17 protein-coding genes are annotated in these 16,154 nt (G+C 58.6%); 8 read left to right on the top strand and 9 right to left on the bottom strand.

Going from position 1 to position 16,154, the window contains the following annotated elements:
• Window positions 1-16: 16 nt before the first annotated feature.
• A complete protein-coding gene (locus ACR0BZ_RS14220) occupies window positions 17-313 on the top strand; it encodes an HNH endonuclease (protein WP_480588317.1) in 297 nt (98 codons plus the stop codon).
• Here ACR0BZ_RS14220 and ACR0BZ_RS14215 read toward each other — a convergent pair whose 3' ends face one another.
• Genes ACR0BZ_RS14215 through ACR0BZ_RS14205 form a run of 3 tightly spaced genes read right to left on the bottom strand, consistent with a single transcriptional unit; the run spans window position 314 to window position 2,396 of the window.
• A complete protein-coding gene (locus ACR0BZ_RS14215) occupies window positions 314-1,051 on the bottom strand; it encodes a VOC family protein (RefSeq protein ID WP_480920539.1) in 738 nt (245 codons plus the stop codon).
• Window positions 1,048-1,656, bottom strand: a complete 609-nt coding sequence (locus ACR0BZ_RS14210; protein ID WP_480493886.1) for an enoyl-CoA hydratase/isomerase family protein — start codon at window positions 1,654-1,656, stop codon at window positions 1,048-1,050. Before ACR0BZ_RS14210 ends, ACR0BZ_RS14215 begins: the two co-directional genes overlap by 4 nt.
• Entirely contained in the window at window positions 1,653-2,396 is a 744-nt protein-coding gene (locus ACR0BZ_RS14205) for an SDR family oxidoreductase (protein ID WP_267365943.1), read from the bottom strand. The genes ACR0BZ_RS14210 and ACR0BZ_RS14205 overlap by 4 nt, the downstream gene beginning before the upstream one ends.
• 107 nt (window positions 2,397-2,503) lie before the next feature.
• Between ACR0BZ_RS14205 and ACR0BZ_RS14200 the strand changes: the two genes are divergently transcribed.
• The 5 genes from ACR0BZ_RS14200 to lpxK all read left to right on the top strand — a co-directional run bounded on the left by ACR0BZ_RS14200 (window position 2,504) and on the right by lpxK (window position 8,576).
• Complete coding sequence (locus ACR0BZ_RS14200; protein ID WP_480920538.1) at window positions 2,504-4,051, top strand: DUF2125 domain-containing protein; 1,548 nt, start codon at window positions 2,504-2,506, stop codon at window positions 4,049-4,051.
• A 168-nt stretch (window positions 4,052-4,219) separates the two neighbouring features.
• Window positions 4,220-5,566 (top strand): TldD/PmbA family protein, encoded by a 1,347-nt coding sequence (locus ACR0BZ_RS14195; protein ID WP_480920537.1) that lies wholly within the window; start codon window positions 4,220-4,222, stop codon window positions 5,564-5,566.
• A complete protein-coding gene (locus tag ACR0BZ_RS14190; protein ID WP_480920536.1) occupies window positions 5,553-6,353 on the top strand; it encodes an inositol monophosphatase family protein in 801 nt (266 codons plus the stop codon). Before ACR0BZ_RS14195 ends, ACR0BZ_RS14190 begins: the two co-directional genes overlap by 14 nt.
• Window positions 6,350-7,588: a 3-deoxy-D-manno-octulosonic acid transferase gene (locus ACR0BZ_RS14185; RefSeq protein ID WP_480920535.1), complete on the top strand. Its 1,239-nt coding sequence runs from the start codon at window positions 6,350-6,352 to the stop codon at window positions 7,586-7,588. Before ACR0BZ_RS14190 ends, ACR0BZ_RS14185 begins: the two co-directional genes overlap by 4 nt.
• Window positions 7,575-8,576 carry a tetraacyldisaccharide 4'-kinase gene (lpxK, locus tag ACR0BZ_RS14180; protein ID WP_480920534.1) on the top strand — a complete coding sequence of 334 codons (1,002 nt, stop codon included), beginning with the start codon at window positions 7,575-7,577 and terminating at the stop codon, window positions 8,574-8,576. The genes ACR0BZ_RS14185 and lpxK overlap by 14 nt, the downstream gene beginning before the upstream one ends.
• A 37-nt stretch (window positions 8,577-8,613) precedes the next feature.
• On the opposite strand, the gene ACR0BZ_RS14175 is transcribed toward lpxK, so the two are convergent.
• Together ACR0BZ_RS14175 and ACR0BZ_RS14170 are read right to left on the bottom strand one after the other, a co-directional pair.
• Entirely contained in the window at window positions 8,614-9,276 is a 663-nt protein-coding gene (locus ACR0BZ_RS14175) for a DsbA family protein (protein WP_267365070.1), read from the bottom strand.
• A 13-nt stretch (window positions 9,277-9,289) separates the two neighbouring features.
• Window positions 9,290-9,796 carry a DUF721 domain-containing protein gene (locus ACR0BZ_RS14170; protein ID WP_480484125.1) on the bottom strand — a complete coding sequence of 169 codons (507 nt, stop codon included), beginning with the start codon at window positions 9,794-9,796 and terminating at the stop codon, window positions 9,290-9,292.
• An 81-nt stretch (window positions 9,797-9,877) separates the two neighbouring features.
• Here ACR0BZ_RS14170 and mutY point away from each other — a divergent pair, with 81 nt between their 5' ends.
• Together mutY and ACR0BZ_RS14160 are read left to right on the top strand one after the other, a co-directional pair.
• A complete protein-coding gene (gene mutY / locus ACR0BZ_RS14165; protein WP_480920533.1) occupies window positions 9,878-10,933 on the top strand; it encodes an A/G-specific adenine glycosylase in 1,056 nt (351 codons plus the stop codon).
• 61 nt (window positions 10,934-10,994) lie between these two features.
• Window positions 10,995-12,131, top strand: coding sequence for an alkane 1-monooxygenase (locus ACR0BZ_RS14160; protein WP_480920532.1), 1,137 nt, complete (start codon window positions 10,995-10,997; stop codon window positions 12,129-12,131).
• 65 nt (window positions 12,132-12,196) lie between these two features.
• Here ACR0BZ_RS14160 and ACR0BZ_RS14155 read toward each other — a convergent pair whose 3' ends face one another.
• The 4 genes from ACR0BZ_RS14155 to ACR0BZ_RS14140 all read right to left on the bottom strand — a co-directional run bounded on the left by ACR0BZ_RS14155 (window position 12,197) and on the right by ACR0BZ_RS14140 (window position 16,116).
• Window positions 12,197-13,579, bottom strand: a complete 1,383-nt coding sequence (locus ACR0BZ_RS14155; protein WP_480920531.1) for an adenylate/guanylate cyclase domain-containing protein — start codon at window positions 13,577-13,579, stop codon at window positions 12,197-12,199.
• A gap of 139 nt (window positions 13,580-13,718) precedes the next feature.
• The gene (locus tag ACR0BZ_RS14150) at window positions 13,719-14,822 is read right to left on the bottom strand and encodes a DNA methyltransferase (protein WP_480920530.1); all 1,104 of its coding nucleotides are present in this window, start codon (window positions 14,820-14,822) and stop codon (window positions 13,719-13,721) included.
• 107 nt (window positions 14,823-14,929) lie between these two features.
• Window positions 14,930-15,547 (bottom strand): ribonuclease HII, encoded by a 618-nt coding sequence (locus ACR0BZ_RS14145; protein ID WP_480920529.1) that lies wholly within the window; start codon window positions 15,545-15,547, stop codon window positions 14,930-14,932.
• Between the two features lie 110 nt (window positions 15,548-15,657).
• Window positions 15,658-16,116: a hypothetical protein gene (locus ACR0BZ_RS14140; protein WP_480920528.1), complete on the bottom strand. Its 459-nt coding sequence runs from the start codon at window positions 16,114-16,116 to the stop codon at window positions 15,658-15,660.
• Window positions 16,117-16,154 lie beyond the last annotated feature (38 nt).

Raw genomic sequence — 16,154 nt, 5'->3', positions numbered from 1 at the left:
CAAGTTTCAAACCATTATGACGAACACCGATCCGATCTGCCCGCTCTGCGACCGCTCAATCCCCAGCGGGGGTGGCAGCCTGCATCATCTGATCCCAAAACTCAAAGGAGGCAAGGGCGGACCTACCGTCCTTCTGCACCAGATTTGCCACAAAGAAGTGCATGCCACCCTGACCGAGGCCGAACTGGCGCGCAGTTACAACACGGTCGCAGCCTTGCGCGCGCATCCCAGGCTTGAGAAATTCCTGATCTGGGTGCGTAAACGCCCACCCGGATTTCGGTCGAAAGTTCCGGGCAAGCGACGCAACAGGTGATCAGCCCGGCAGGACCGGATCGCCAAAGGCGTCTTTCAAAGGTGCGGCCAACCCCTCGACTTCTATTCCCTGGTAATCCGGTACGGGCGCAAACTGCGCACCCGCAAGATGCTGGAACTCCAATGTCGTATACGGTCGCTTCCACAACCATTCGCGATTCTCGACGGCCCACAAATCGGGGTTTGGAGGGGTTTCGTCGGTAAAGGCGTAGAAATGCAGATCAAAGCCATGGGGGGCCACCTCCTGCATCGACAGCAAGGACATACCTTGCGCGCGCCAAAACGCGCCCTCACCTACGATATCACCGGTCCGAAGGGTTATCTGACCGATCCCGGCCTGCGCAAACGGAGCGTCCCGGTCCGCCGCCTGCGCCGGTTTGTTACCTTCGAAATCATGTTGCAGCAATTCGATGACAAACCCTTCGGGATCAGCCAGATGGCACATGTACCCGATATCCAGAAACTGGCTCGGCGTGCTTACCGCAGTACCCAGCGCGCGCAGATGCGCTGCCGCAAGATCGACATCAGGAACGGTAATTCCGATCTTCCAATATCTTTGGCCCCGGTCATGGGTGTATCCGCCACCACCCGGCAATAGCAGAAGGTCCGCATCTTCCGAGTTGTAGCCGACGCGGTAACCTGACCCCTGCCGGTCAACCCGCATACCCAGAACGTCGCGATAGAATACGGCCAGTCTTTCCGGGTCAGCGACCCGCAACCGAACGGCCGAAATCCTCATGAACACATCCTTGCGATGTCCGCGGCGACAACGGGGTCAGCGTTCACGCAGTCTGTCACAAACTCACGCGCGGTTTGCATCAGGTGATCGGGCTCGACGATCCGGTCAACCAGACCAAAGTCATAAGCCTCTTGCGCGGTGATCTTCTGACCTGCCATCAGGATCAACTTGGTTCTGGCCGGGCCCACCAAAGCCGCCAACCGTTTCGGATCGGACGGTTGCGGCAGAAACCCCAGCTTCATCACCGGATAGAAAAACTTGGCCGTTGGCACCGCAATGCGAAGGTCACAGGCCAAAGCCATGCCATTGGCCCCGCCAGCCAGAGTACCGTTCAATGCCGCAATGGTCAGGCAGGGCAATGCGGCGATGGCACCGGACAGTCTTTCCCAGACGTCAGAGGTGGCCAGACCGGCGCGCGCCTCGTCCAGATCGGCCCCGGCGCTGAACACTTTGCCCGCGCCGGTCAGGATTAGCGCCCGCGCGCTGGTTGCGGCCTCGGCAATCCCGGCCAGTTCATTCAGCATCGCTCCGGTCAGGGCGTTTGCCTTTTCGGGATTGTTGATCGTAACGACCCACAGGCCATCCTCTTTCCTCAGGTCGATCATATCAACCCGACCCTTTTTCGGATGTCTTCCAGACGCAGCGAGATTTCCGTTCCCAAATACTCATCCGCGTCCTTGGAACACATCCACAACAAGGCACGTGCTGGCCAGTCTGCGGGAATATGCGCGTCCCAGTCCAGTTGACTGACCGGATTGATACCGCTTGCCTTGATGGACCGCTGCATATCCGTGGCAACCGTCCCCGGCGACAGCCCCATGGCGCGAATACCGTGTTGGGCTTCTTCCAGATGCAGGCATTCCGTCAACATTTTTGCCCCGGCCTTTGACGCGCAATAATGGCTCCACGCCTCAACCGGGTTGGACGCCGCGCCGGACGAGACGGTCAGAATGCTTCCACCCCCGGCGGCCCGCATCACAGGCAATGCCGCACGCATCCCGTAGAAAACACCTTTGAGGTTGATGTCGATGGCTTTGCTCCAGGCCTCAGGATCGGCGTTGGAAAGATGAAAGATTGGATCGATCACACCGGCATTGCCAATCAGAACATCCAGCCCACCGAACCGATCCACACATGTGGCCACAGCCTGCTCGACCTGCGCGAAATCGCTGACATCGCAGGCCAGCGCGATGGCCTGATCACCCAGTTCAGCGGCCAAGGCATCAATCTGATCTCGGCTGCGGGCCACTAATGCGACATTGGCCCCGGCTGCGGCAAAAACGCGCCCCGCTTCGGCCCCGATGCCACGGCTGGCCCCGGTTATCAGAACTGTTTTCCCCTGCATTCGCCTCTCCTCACGCATTGTTATCGATCCCGGCAACAGCCGTAACGCGGAAACGGGGAAATGGTCCAGCCCTTGCCCCCTTGACGATAGGTGCCACAACCCCGACCATGCGCCGCAAATTGATCAAGAAGGGTTACCTTATGTCCGTTTTCTTCCACCGCAGCTGCGGTGCTGTTCTGGCTTACGCCGTTGCGACCCAGGGCGCGTTCGCCGACCTTACTGCAAATGATGTCTGGTCCGACTGGCAAAGCTATTTCACTTCAATGGGCTACACCGTTACAGGTGACGAAAGCATCACCGGTGACGTCACCACTATTTCGAACATGACACTTTCTTTGACCTTTCCGGAAGAAGACGGGCAGTTCCAGATGGTCATGCCTGAAATGACGCTGACCGAAAATGGTGACGGAACCGTTACCATCGGACTGCCCGAAAGCTTTCCCATGGATGTCACGGGAAAAGCCGATGATGAAGAGTTTGCAGCCAAAGTGATTTATTCGCACAGCCAACTGAACATGGTTGTTTCGGGTACACCCGAAGACATGACCTATGACTACACTGCTGACAAACTGGGCATTTCACTGGATTCGATTGAAATCGATGGCGAACCGCTGCCGAACGAGGTTTTCAGCATCGCGGTCGAGGCAGGTGATCTGGCCGGTCGGTCGCGGATGCAAATCGGCGAACACCGAAACATCACCCAGACATTCAACAGCGATACACTGACCTATGACCTGAACTTTCAGGATCCGGAAAACGGTGAAAGCGGGCTGATCAATGGCCAACTGGGCCAACTGGCCTTTGAAGGCGAAAACGTGATCCCGCTGGATTTTGACATGTCTGATCCGCAGGCGTTTTACCAAGCGGGTTTCGCCTTTGATGGCACGTTTACCTATGCATCCGGCAGCACCGATCTGAGCGGGACCAGCGAAGGCCAGGCGTTCTCGATGAACAGCACCTCGGAGGGTGGACGCTTTGCCGCCAGCATCGACGCCGAGCGTATCGCCTATGACATCGCGCAGAACAGCACCAAACTGGCGGTTACAACAGCAGACCTGCCATTCCCGATCGAGTTGTCCATGGCCAGCGCAGGGTTGAATTTCGAATTCCCGATCCAGCAATCGGACGAAATACAGCCCTTCGCCTTTGGCCTCAACATGACCGATTTCACCATGTCTGATGTCCTGTGGGGCATTTTTGACCCGGCAGGCGCGCTGCCCCGCGATCCGGCGACAATTGCGCTGGACACGACCGGCACGGCAAAAGTTCTGATGAACATCTTCGATCCAGAAATCGACGTTGAGTCGGACGAAGCTCCGGGCGAGCTGCATTCGCTGAAAATCAGCCAGCTTCTGGTTTCGTTGGTTGGTGCCAAACTGACAGGTGATGGCGATTTCGCCTTCGACAATTCGAACACAGAAGAGTTTGGGGGAATGCCCAGCCCAAGCGGCGTGGCGAACCTGAAACTTGTTGGCGCCAATCAGCTGATCGATACGCTGATCGGCATGGGCCTCATTTCGGATGACGATGCGCTGGGCGCGCGGATGATGATGGGTCTGATGGCTGTCCCCGGCGATGAGCCTGACACCCTGAACTCGACCATCGAATTCACCGAAGACGGCCAGATTTTAGCGAATGGCCAGCGTATCAAGTGATACCTATCTGAAAGGGCCGCGCAGTGCGGCCCTTTCCATTCCTGTGAACCTTGTGCAAAACTTGGTAGCGGCATGGATTAATCACGATCCACACAGCCCAATCCGGTCACAGGTCTTGCGGGGCGGGCAGTGCGAGGCTAGGTCCTTGGCAATCAACCCGGAGACCTCATGACCCGCACACCAGAAGAAATCAGCCAACAATTGCTCGATGTTGCTCGCCGGGCAGGCGCAGAGGCAGCAGATGCCATCGTTCTCGAAGGGTCCTCGGTCTCGGTCGATGTGCGGGGCGGCGCACTGGAACATGCGGAACGCTCGGAAGGCGCTGACCTGGGTTTGCGCGTGTTTCTGGGTAAACGCTCAGCCATTGTGTCCAGCTCTGACAGCCGCCCGGAAACCCTTGCGGCGATGGTCGAACGCGCCGTGGCCATGGCAAAAGAAGCGCCCGAAGACCCCTATTCCGGGCTGGCGGACAAAAGCCAACTGGCCAGTGACTGGGATATTCAGTCACTGGAATTGCTGGACACTGCCCCGGCCCCGTCCGCGGAAAGCCTGATGCAGGATGCGCTGGCCGCCGAAGCCGCAGCACTGGCGGTAAAAGGCGTCACGCAGGTGTCGGATGCTGCTGCAAGCTACGGAACACACCGGGTGCATCTGGCGGCTACAAACGGGTTTTCCGGTGGGTATGAGCGCAGCAGCCGATCCATTTCATGCGTTGCGATCTCGGGTGAAGGCACCGGGATGGAGCGCGACTATGACGGTGACAGCCGGACGTTTCAATCCGACCTGCGCGACGCGGCTGAGATTGGGCGCACCGCAGGGGAACGCGCTGTGCAACAGGTTGGCGCATGCAAACCGGCGACCGGCAGTTTCCCGGTGTTGTTTGATGAACGTATCTCGTCTTCGCTGATCGGGCATCTGCTGGCCGCTAGCAATGGGGCCGCGATTGCGCGGGGCGCGTCCTGGCTGAAGGATTGCATGGGGCAAGAGGTGCTGCCCGCGCATCTGTCACTGATCGAAGATCCGCACCGCCCGCGTATCTCTGGCTCGCGCCCATTTGATGCCGAAGGTCTGCCAACGCAGCGCCGGGTGATCGTGGAAAACGGTGTCCTGACGGGGTGGACGCTGGATCTGTCGAGTGGCCGCAAGCTGGGCATGGTCTCCACAGGCAACGCTGCGCGCGGCGTGTCCGGCCCACCCTCGCCCAGCAACTGGAACCTGAGTCTGACGCAAGGGACCCGCAGTCGCGAAGATCTGCTGCGCGACATGGGAACCGGTTTGCTGGTCACGTCCATGATCGGATCGACGATCAACCCCAATACAGGCGACTATTCCCGTGGTGCATCAGGGTTTTGGGTCGAAAACGGCGTGATCACGCATCCTGTCAACGAATGCACCATCGCAGGTAATCTGCGTGATATGTTGCGGCGGATCATTCCCGCCAATGACGCGCGCCCATATTTGTCGCGCGTGGTCCCGTCGCTGTTGATCGAAGGAATGACACTTGCCGGCAACTGATCTGCCCCTTCTGATTGAGGCCGCGATTGAGGCCGGCAAGATCGCTACACGCTACTCCGGAACGCAAGCACAGCGTTGGGACAAACCCGGTGACGCCGGTCCGGTGACCGAGGCCGATCTGGCCGTCAACGCGATGCTGGAAGAAAAGCTGTGCGCTGCGCGGCCGGGCTATGGCTGGCTCAGCGAGGAATCCGAGGATTCGCCCGAGCGGTTGAACCGCAGCAACGCCTTTATCGTCGATCCGATTGACGGCACCCGCAGCTTTACCGAAGGCGCGCGCACCTGGGCGCATTCGCTGGCCGTTGCAGTCGATGGCATTGTGACTGCCGCTGTAATCTACCTGCCGATGCGCGACTTGCTTTATGCTGCGGCACAGGGTCAGGGCGCCACTCTCAACGGGCAAATGATCACGACATCAAAAACGCCTGAGCTATTGCAATCTCAGGTTCTGGCCGCCAAACCAAATCTGGACACACAGCACTGGCGCAATCAGAATGTTCCAGCCTTCCACCGCGCATATCGACCCTCGCTTGCCTATCGCATGGCGCTGGTCGCACAGGGGCGGTTCGATGCTATGCTGACCCTTCGCCCCAGCTGGGAATGGGATATTGCCGCTGGCGATCTGATCATCCGAGAGGCAGGCGGCGTCTGTTCAGACCGTTTGGGTCAACCGCTGATCTTCAACAATGCCCACCCCAGGCTGAATGGCGTAATCGCCGCCAGCACCGCGATCCACGGGCAACTGTGGGCTCAGCTGGACCCGATCGGGCCCGGAATCGGCGCATGAGCAAACCGCGCTCATTAAGCCTTGCCGCTTATCGGGTGCTGTCCTGGAGAATGCGGAACGGCGTTGGTGTAAAAACCGACCTGCCACGCCCCGAAGGCGAGGTCGTGTGGATGCACGTCGCCACGCCAGACCGCCTGCGGGCGGTGAGTGATTTTTGCCGCCGGTTGCTTCAGTCCCGATCCGAGCTGCACTTTCTATTGACCGCCCCGCCGGACGCGGATCTGTCAGCCTGGCCGGAATGCAGTTTTCCCCTGATCAACCTGCCTCAGGAGCAAAGCGGGGCCGCGCGTGACTTTATCGAATACTGGCGCCCAGGTATCGGGATTTGGGTCGGTGGTGATCTGATGCCCAACATCATAACCCGAGCTGATGAACAGGCCGTACCCTTGGTGTTGTTCGACGCCCAATTTACCGTTGCACTGTCCCGGAACGCGCGCTGGCTGCCAGACATAACCAGAGTGACCTTTAGCTGCTTTCGCAAGATACTGACTGCAAATTCTGAAACCGCCCGTCACATCCGGAGACTTGGCATCCCGTTTTCAACAGTCGAAGAATCGCCACCTTTGCGCATCAGCCCAAATCCAAGACCTTGGCCAGAAGACGAGCTGATCGAAACCAACCACACGCTTGCAGGGCGACCTGTTTGGTTGGCTGCCTGGGTGCAGGACAAAGAGTTCATTTCGGTTCTGACAGCACATCGTCAGGCATTGCGCCTTTTGCACCGGCTGGTTCTTGTACTTCACGTCGCCGACGTTCACGAAGCTGCCCCCCTAAAACGGCGGCTGGAGACGATGGATCTACGCTGTGTCAACTGGGACGATGGCGACATGATCGAAGACAGCACGCAGGTCGTTCTGACTGCGGACCCAGAAAATCTGGGGTTGTGGCACCGTGTGTCGGCAGTGACGTTCATGGCCAGTTCACTGGAACGCGGTGCAGGCGGTCAGGACCCGTCCGACGCAATAGCGCTGGGGTCTGCCATAATTTCAGGACCATTCGTGCATCGCCATCACGAGCTTTACGCCCACCTGCAACAGGCAGGCGCAGCCAAGGAGGTCAAGTCAGCAACCGAGTTGGGCGATGCCGTCGTACAGCTTCTGGCACCGGACCGCGCCGCTGACATGGCTTTGGCAGGATGGCAGATAATCACCGAAGGTGCGCCGCAGGCAGACACTCTCATCGAATTGGTGCAGGATATTCTGGACGAGAGGAGCGCAGATCATGCGGGCACCTGAGTTTTGGAACACTCCTCCGGACCAGCCGGATCTGAGGGCACGGCTGCTGGCCCCGCTGGGCCGCTTATATGCCGCAGCGACAGCCCGCAGGATTGCCTCGAAATCAGGGGAAAATCCCGGTGTGCCCGTGATCTGCATCGGCAATCTGAATGCAGGAGGAACCGGGAAAACGCCCACCGTCATCTGGACCATCGAACAACTGGGTAATGCCTGGCACAAACCGCATGTCGTGACGCGAGGACATGGCGGGTCACTGGAAGGCCCGGTGCAGGTCGATCCGGGCAGGCACACCGCCGCCGAGGTGGGGGACGAGCCGCTGTTGCTGGCGATGTTTGCCGAGGTCTGGGTTGCCAAGGATCGGGCGGCGGGCGCGCGTGCAGCGGCCGCAGCGGGGGCAACAGTGATCGTTCTGGATGATGGCTTTCAGAACCCTTCGGTCGCCAAGGATTTCTCGATTATCGTTGTGGACGCCCAGCGCGGATTTGGAAACGGCTTATGCCTGCCAGCCGGTCCATTGCGAGAGCCCGTCGATACCGGCCTGCAACGGGCCGATCTTGTACTGTCCTTGGGGGAAGAGGCGGCACAAAAGGTATTTGCCAACAACTGGAAAGGCCGGTTGACCGTTCCTCATGTCACCGGGGCAGTCGAACCCCTGCAAACCGGTATGGATTGGTCGGAAACGCGTGCGTTGGCGTTTGCAGGCATCGGCTATCCCGAAAAGTTCTTCCAAACCCTGCGGCGGCTGGGTGTGGATCTGGTACGGGCCGAGGCGTTGGACGATCACCAGCCGTTGACACAAGCCCTAATGACCCGACTGGAAAACGAGGCGCGTTTGCTGGGCGCTCAGATGGTCACCACCGAAAAAGACGCCGTTCGCCTGCCCCCCGCTTTCCGAAGCAAGGTGATCACTTTGCCGGTTCGGCTTCAGATTTCAGACGCCGACAGGGTCAGGGACATGCTTTTGAAAGCCGCCCCTTCACCAAAGTAAACCAGGCTGGCCCCCGGCGGGGCCAGCTGGGGTCGAGTCAGCTGCCGAGCTCAGCTTCAATCAGCTTTTTGAAGTCCGCGTAGGACTGATTGTCGACTTTCTTGCCATTCACGATGAAGGACGGGGTCGCCTGAATTCCATCGCGTTCAGCGTTTTCCTGATACCATGCGGCCAATGTTCGCGCCTTGGTGCCATCCTGCAAACAGGCCTCAAGCTGGTCGCCATCAATACCTGCCAGACGACCGATCTTGCGCAGTTCATCGACGATCTCGGCCGGACCTCCTGCGCGCGTCCATTCTGCCTGACCTTCATAGATCAGATCGGTGATGCCAAAGAATTTCTCGGGACCGGCGCAGCGGGCCACCATCGACGCCCACAGTCCGTAGCGATCAAAATAGACCTCACGATAGGTGAACTTGACCTTACCAGTATCAATGAAATCCTTCTTGAGCTGTTTATACGCGCTCTTGTGGAAATTCGCGCAATGCGGGCAGGTGTAGGATGCGTATTCGATGATTTCGACAGGCGCGCCCTCGGCGCCCTGAACCATGTCAATGATGGTGGATGTATCCAGGTCCGCCTCTTGCGCCTCGGCGGCACTGACCAGCGGAAAACTTGTATTGGAATTTGACAGCGACACCCAATAGCCGCCAGCGGCCACGGCGACGGCCGCACAGATTACGGTTGCAATACGGCTCATTCTCAGCCCTTTCTCAGCGTTTCTGTTTGGATAAAACGTTGCGCCCAAGACGTTCAAGGGCCGCGCGCAAATCTTCATCATTTACACTGCGTGACACTTTGTCTGCCTCGGCAGCAATTTCAGGTGCAATCTCGGGTTTTGCTTGCTTCGGTTTATGGTCGAAACTGGCCTGCCCCTCGGCAAATCCGGTCGGAGCGGTCTGAGTAATGCGGACACGGCTGATGGCATTGTAACCGTAAACCGCGTTCACTTTACCACGCAGCTGTTCCTTCTGCATTTCCAGCATCGGGGCCTGCGGACCTGTGGTCAGAACGGTCAGAGTCGCGCCGAAACCACCTTTGCCATAACCGACACTGACTGGGCGCGCGATGGCGGCGGTATCCTGACCCACGATCTCGGCCCAATGGGTCAACAGACGTGACACAGCAAAGCCCCGGCTTTCCCCGGCGCGCCTGATCTGGTCATTCAGCAAAGACGCGGTGCGCTTGAACCCGCGGGTTGACGAACGTCTGCGTTGCATCTGGTTTCCAACTCCTGCACCGCTATTGTAGTAGGCAGAACACCAGGTGCCAGCGAAACCTGACAGGGAGACGAATAAAACTTGCGTGATTCCTTTGAATTCACCGTCAGCGCTGCGCTTCTGGAGTGGTATGACCACAACGCTCGCGCCCTGCCATGGCGCACAGGACCGGCAGAGCGCGCCGCCGGGGTACGCCCTGACCCCTATCGGGTCTGGTTATCCGAAGTGATGTTGCAACAGACGACTGTAGCAGCGGTGCGGGATTACTTTCTGCGCTTCGTGACACGTTGGCCTACGGTTCAGGCGCTGGCCGCCGCGCCGGATGAGCAGGTCATGGGGGAATGGGCCGGCCTTGGGTATTACGCGCGTGCGCGCAACCTCTTGAAGTGCGCCCGCGTTGTGACGCGGGATCACAATGGTCAGTTCCCCGAAACTTATGGTGCGCTGCTGAATTTACCCGGCATCGGCCCTTATACAGCTGCGGCAATCTCGGCCATCGCCTTCGATCAGCCTGAAACGGTTCTGGACGGCAATGTCGAACGCGTCATGGCCCGATTTTACGACATCCACGCGCCGCTGCCCGGCTCGAAACCCTTGCTGAAGGAAAAAGCCTCGGCGCTGACACCTTCTAATCGGCCCGGTGATTACGCTCAGGCGGTCATGGACTTGGGGGCCACAATTTGTACACCGAAATCCCCGGCATGTGGCATTTGCCCGCTGCGCGATCCATGCCAAGCGCGGCTTGCGGGAACACAGGCTGATCTTCCCCGAAAAACACCGAAAAAGCCCAAACCCACCCGTCACGGTCACGTTTACATCGCGCGCATGCCAGATGGGGCCTTGCTGCTCGAGCGCCGACCGGACAAGGGTCTGCTGGGCGGAATGCTGGGCTGGCCCGGATCGGAGTGGGCTGACGATCCGGTCGAGCACCCCCCGCTTGCGGCAGATTGGAAGATGGTGTCGGGCGAGGTGCGCCACACTTTTACGCATTTTCATCTGATTTTAAGAATCTGGACCGCAGAAACCACCGGTCAAGATGCTCCCGATCATCTAATCGCAGTGGGAAAGCACAGCTTCAAACCCAGCGACCTGCCCACGGTGATGCGCAAAGCCTATGATCTGTGGAAAGGACAATAAGACCGCTGTGCATTCCCTGGCCTCGCGGCTAGGCTGTCCCCATCTAGTAGGAGCACCAGAGATGAGCGCAACAGTCTCGATGGCACGCTGGCAATCGGCATCACCCTTCTGGGTGTCCCTGCTGTTGATCCCACTGATCTGGTTCACTGCTTTCGCGGGCGGATGGTGGGTTCTGCTGATCCCGATCTCGACCTGGTGGGTCTTTGCCGTGCTGGACCGGATCACCGGGCTCAACGTGGGAAATGCGGACCCTGAGACGCCAGACGATGCTCTGCAACGGTATATCCTGCTGACCAAGCTTTGGGCACCCCTTCAGTTCCTTACCCTGTTTGGCCTGATCTGGTACGCGAGCCACGGCAGTCAGCTTTCGACGCCTGAGAAAATCGGCCTGTTCTTTGGCATGGGTGTTATCACGGGTACGGTCGGTATCAATTACAGCCACGAGCTGATGCATCAGAAAAGCCGTTGGGAACGCTGGCTGGGCGATATCCTTCTTGCCATGGTGCTGTATTCTCATTTCCGGTCCGAGCATCTGCTGGTCCATCACCGTCATGTGGGAACGCCACGCGATCCGGTGACGGCGCGATACAACGAAGGGTTTCACCGCTTTTACCCTAGGGTGTTGCGGCAAAGTTTGATCTCGGCCTTCAACGCTGAACGCGGAAAACTGGCCCGCAAGGACCGCCCCTGGATCGACCGCTCCAACCCGTTCTGGCGGTACTGGGCGTTGCAAGGGGGGATGCTGGCACTGGCGGCGCTGATCGGAGGATGGTCCGGTCTGGCCCTTTTTCTTTTGCAAGCCGGTGTCGCGATCTGGCAGCTGGAACTGGTCAACTACGTTGAACATTACGGGTTGACCCGGAAATATCTGGGCGACGGGCGGTATGAGCACGTCCTGCCCAGACATTCCTGGAATGCCTCGCAGAAAGCTTCAAACTGGTTGCTGATCAATCTGCAACGCCATTCGGATCACCATTACAAACCAAACCGCCGGTTCCCGCTGCTTCAACACCACACGCCCGAAACGGCACCGCAACTGCCCTATGGCTATCCCGTCATGACTGTGGCTGCGATGATCCCACCGCTGTGGCGGCGGGTCATGAACCCACGGGTCCGGGAATGGCGGCGCCAGTACTACCCCGAGATCACCGATTGGCACGCCTATAACAAGGCCCTGAACCCCGCACCTGATGCGTAACCGATGCACCGCCCGGCCCATCAGGCTCGGCGCTTTGGGTACTGTTCTGGCGAGGTGTAAGGTCTTCAGCCTTTCATAACCCAGATATCCATCGGTGTTTCCACGCCGCGCACGGATTGATCGGTAAGCTCTGCAAAACCAGTCATGGCGACAGACGCAGACTGGTTTTCCTCTGCAATCCGCGCGCGCACAGCGTCACTGACCACGATACGCGCCTGCAAATCACGCGTCAGCGCCTCGAGCTTGGCCGCGACGTTGACGGCATTCCCGATGACCGCGAATTCAAGCCGGTTCGCACCAATGTCGCCCAGCACGACCGAGCCATAGTGCACCCCGATCCCGACGCGGATTTCAGGCTCTCCCGCCCGGCGGCGGTCCAGATTCCATCGGTCGATCACGCTGACCATCGCGCGCGCACATCCCAGCGCGTTGCTTGCGTCCAACGGCGTGGGCACCGGGGTGCCAAAGGTCGCCATCAGCCCATCCCCCAGATACTTGTCCAGGGTCCCGTGGTGACGAAAAACCTCGGTTTCCATGCGGGCGTGAAAGCCCCGCAGCACTTCGATCACATCATAGGGGTCACGACCGGCGGCGTATTTCGTAAACCCGACGATGTCGATGAACAGAACGGCCACATTCTCTTTTCGGACCTGTTTCAGCGGCTCGTCATTCTGGCTCAGCTCCTCTACCACGTTGGGCGAAAAATAGCGTGACAGGTTGGCCCGTTCCCGTTCCAGCCCTGCATTGCTCATCAATAGCCGGTTCAGCCGCTGCATCGAAAGGCCCAAAGTCACGGCCACCATCATGAACACGATCACCTGCTGGATGCGCTGAGGCGCCATGAAACTGTTCGGATCCAGAAGCTCGGCAACATCCGGGTAGCCTTGCAAGGCGGCTGCAACTTTTTCGCTGATCCCGGGAATAGGCGTTGCGACCCACCAGGCAACGATCCACCCGATCGACCACATCATCGCCGTCCAGGACCCGATGGCGATCACGGTCCGCCAGGAATAAGCCAATGTGCCCGCGGCCAGAATGATGAAGAAGTACTGAAAGTTGTCGAACCGGTATTGCATGGCCAATGGCCTGACATCATCGCTGAAGGGATTGGGTACGATCATCCCGAGCGTCATGATCAGCAGGTCGACGAAAATCAAAAATAACTCGCCCCGCGATTGCCCGACACGACCTGCTCTGCGGATCAACCATCCGTTGGCGCAGATCAGCAGCAGAATGAAGTGATACCAAAGCACCTCCCATTGCGGGTTCAGAAAAATGAGCAGCACCGCAGTCAGCGCCATCGCCACCCATCGCGCACGCACAGCCAGTTCCAGACCCTCGCGCTTGTGCCGTTCCAACGCAGCCTCGGTATATTTGTTGTCCAGATCAAACGCATCGGGCTGGGTGAAAAACAGGCTTCGGCGGGGCTGTGCGGTCGTCTCGGTCATGGCCGTGGTCTTTCTTGCGGAGGCTTGGCAGCCTTATGCAATCACTGTTGAAGGCAAAACAAAAGACCCCGCCGGTTGATCGGCGGGGCAAGGCATAGTGCCATGTGTCAGGCCACAGGCACCGGCGGTGTTCGTGAATTCAGTTGTGCATCTCTGCGCGGATCTGTTGCCGCAAGATGTCAATCGGCACGGTCTTGCCGTCCCGTTTGAAGCACCAGTATGTCCAGCCGTTGCAGGACGGGGCATTTTCCAGATGCGCGCCAACCTGATGAATCGACCCTTTGACATTGTCGCCCACCAGCGTTCCATCTGCACGCACCTTCGCCTTGTGGCGCTGGTTCATGGAATAAAGCTCTTCACCCGGGCGCAACATCCCGCGTTCAACCAGCTGACCGAATGGCACACGTGGCTCGGCACGTTTGCTTGCGCTGACCTCCAGCGCCTCGCGGTCGAATTTGCGGACCTTGGCGATGCGTTTCTCAGCCACCTTGCGATAGCTTTCCTCTCGCTCGATACCAATGAATTCGCGCCCCAACATCTTGGCGACGGCCCCGGTGGTGCCGGTGCCAAAGAACGGGTCCAGCACCACATCGCCGGGGTTGGTCGAGCCGACCAGCACGCGGTGCAAAAGCGATTCCGGTTTTTGCGTCGGATGCGCCTTGTCACCATTTTCATCCTTGAGCCGCTCATGCCCGGTGCAGATCGGCAGCACCCAGTCGCTGCGCATCTGCACACCTTCGTTCAGAGCTTTCAGCGCCTCATAGTTGAAGGTGTATTTCGCGCCTTCGCGCTTGGACGCCCAGATCATCGTCTCATGCGCGTTGGTGAACCGTTTGCCGCGGAAATTCGGCATCGGGTTCGACTTACGCCACACAACGTCGTTCAGAATCCAGTATCCGGCATCCTGCAGCGCTGACCCCACGCGGAAAATGTTGTGATAAGACCCGATCACCCAGATCGCACCATTGGGTTTCAGCAGACGATGCGCCGCGTTCAGCCATTCGCGTGTAAACTGGTCATACGCACCAAAACTTGCGAACTGATCCCAGTGATCATCCACCGCATCGACCTGCGAATTATCCGGGCGATGCAACTGACCTTTCAATTGCAGGTTATACGGCGGATCCGCAAAAATCAGATCCACTGACGCCTCGGGCAGACTGTTCATCACATCGATGCAGTCCCCGGATAGAATCGTGTTTAAAGGGAGCGCTTTTGCGCCCTTTTTGGTGGTTGTTGTCATATCACTGCCTCAAGTGTCCACGGCGCTTTTGCGCTCATTTGGTTGAGACAAGGATGAGTCAAAGTCGATTCGCCGTCAAATTCTTTTTTGAATCAGCGGCTTACGATTTACTCTTGATACAAGATATTGTGCACCGGTTTGAACGAACGCCTATGGTGTGGGGTCACGCCAAGATTTCGCAGCGCTTCCTTGTGTTGTTTTGACGGATAGCCTGCGTTGGTTTCCCACCCATAACCCGGATGCTGTTGCGCTAAATCCACCATCACCTGATCGCGCCAGTTTTTCGCCAGGATCGAAGCAGCCGCGATCGACACCGATCGTGCATCGCCCTTCACAACTGCCTGTGACGGAAATCTCAGACCCTGCGGAATCAGGTTGCCATCGATCAACAGGAAATCAGGTGCCGGGGTCAACGCCTCCACCGCGCGCATCATCGCCAAGTGCGACGCCCTCAGGATATTGACCTCATCAATTTCGGCGACAGAGGCTTCGGCCACCGCGAACTCAGCAGCGTCCCGAATCTCGGCGTCCAGCACGGCCCGGCGTTTTGCGGTCAGCTTTTTTGAGTCATTCAACCCTTCGGGAAAGTGCTTCGGGTTCAGAATCACGGCGGCAGCCACAACCGGCCCGGCCAATGGGCCGCGCCCGACCTCATCCACACCGGCGATACGGATGTGGCCCATGTCCAGCAGCGCCTGCTCAAGTTCGAAGTTTGGCATTGTCATGCCCTTGGCAAACCGCGTTTCGCGTAGCACCGCAAGAAGAAAAGAGAGGGCGGCCCACACCACCCTCTCTCTCACGGCACTTCTTTGGCGCCGTTCCTGCTCAACCCGAACTACTGATAAACGACGCGGTATCCCTTCTGGCGCAGGCATGCAGGTTCATAGGCCCGCCTGACCTTTTTGCCATTCCAGAAACCGACCTTGCACTCTTGCGGCAGGCTATTGGCATGTTTGTAATGTTTCTCGAGGCATTTCGGCCCAAGCAGCGGATGGTCCTGCGAATACCCATCATACGTGCGCAGGCAGCGCTGGGGCAGGTCGTAACGCGCCACATGCGGCGGCAACGGACGCACCGGCTGCGTCACATGTGGTGTATGGGTATAGGTCTGATGACGCGTCGCCCGATCCTTTTTCTTTTCCTTGTTATAGTAATGAACGCCGGCACCGATAATAGCGATGGCCGCCAGCCCCCCAAGAATGTCCTTTGCGTCGGCCGCCTTCGCCTGAGAAGCCGACACACCGGTAATCGCAACCGCGGTCGCAATGATCAAAGCGATGAATTTCTTATGCATGATGCCTGTCCTTTCGGATGTTCGTGCGACCGTATGAC

The organism is Ruegeria sp. P8, from assembly GCF_056534665.1.
This window is presented reverse-complemented; position numbering and strand designations above follow the sequence as displayed.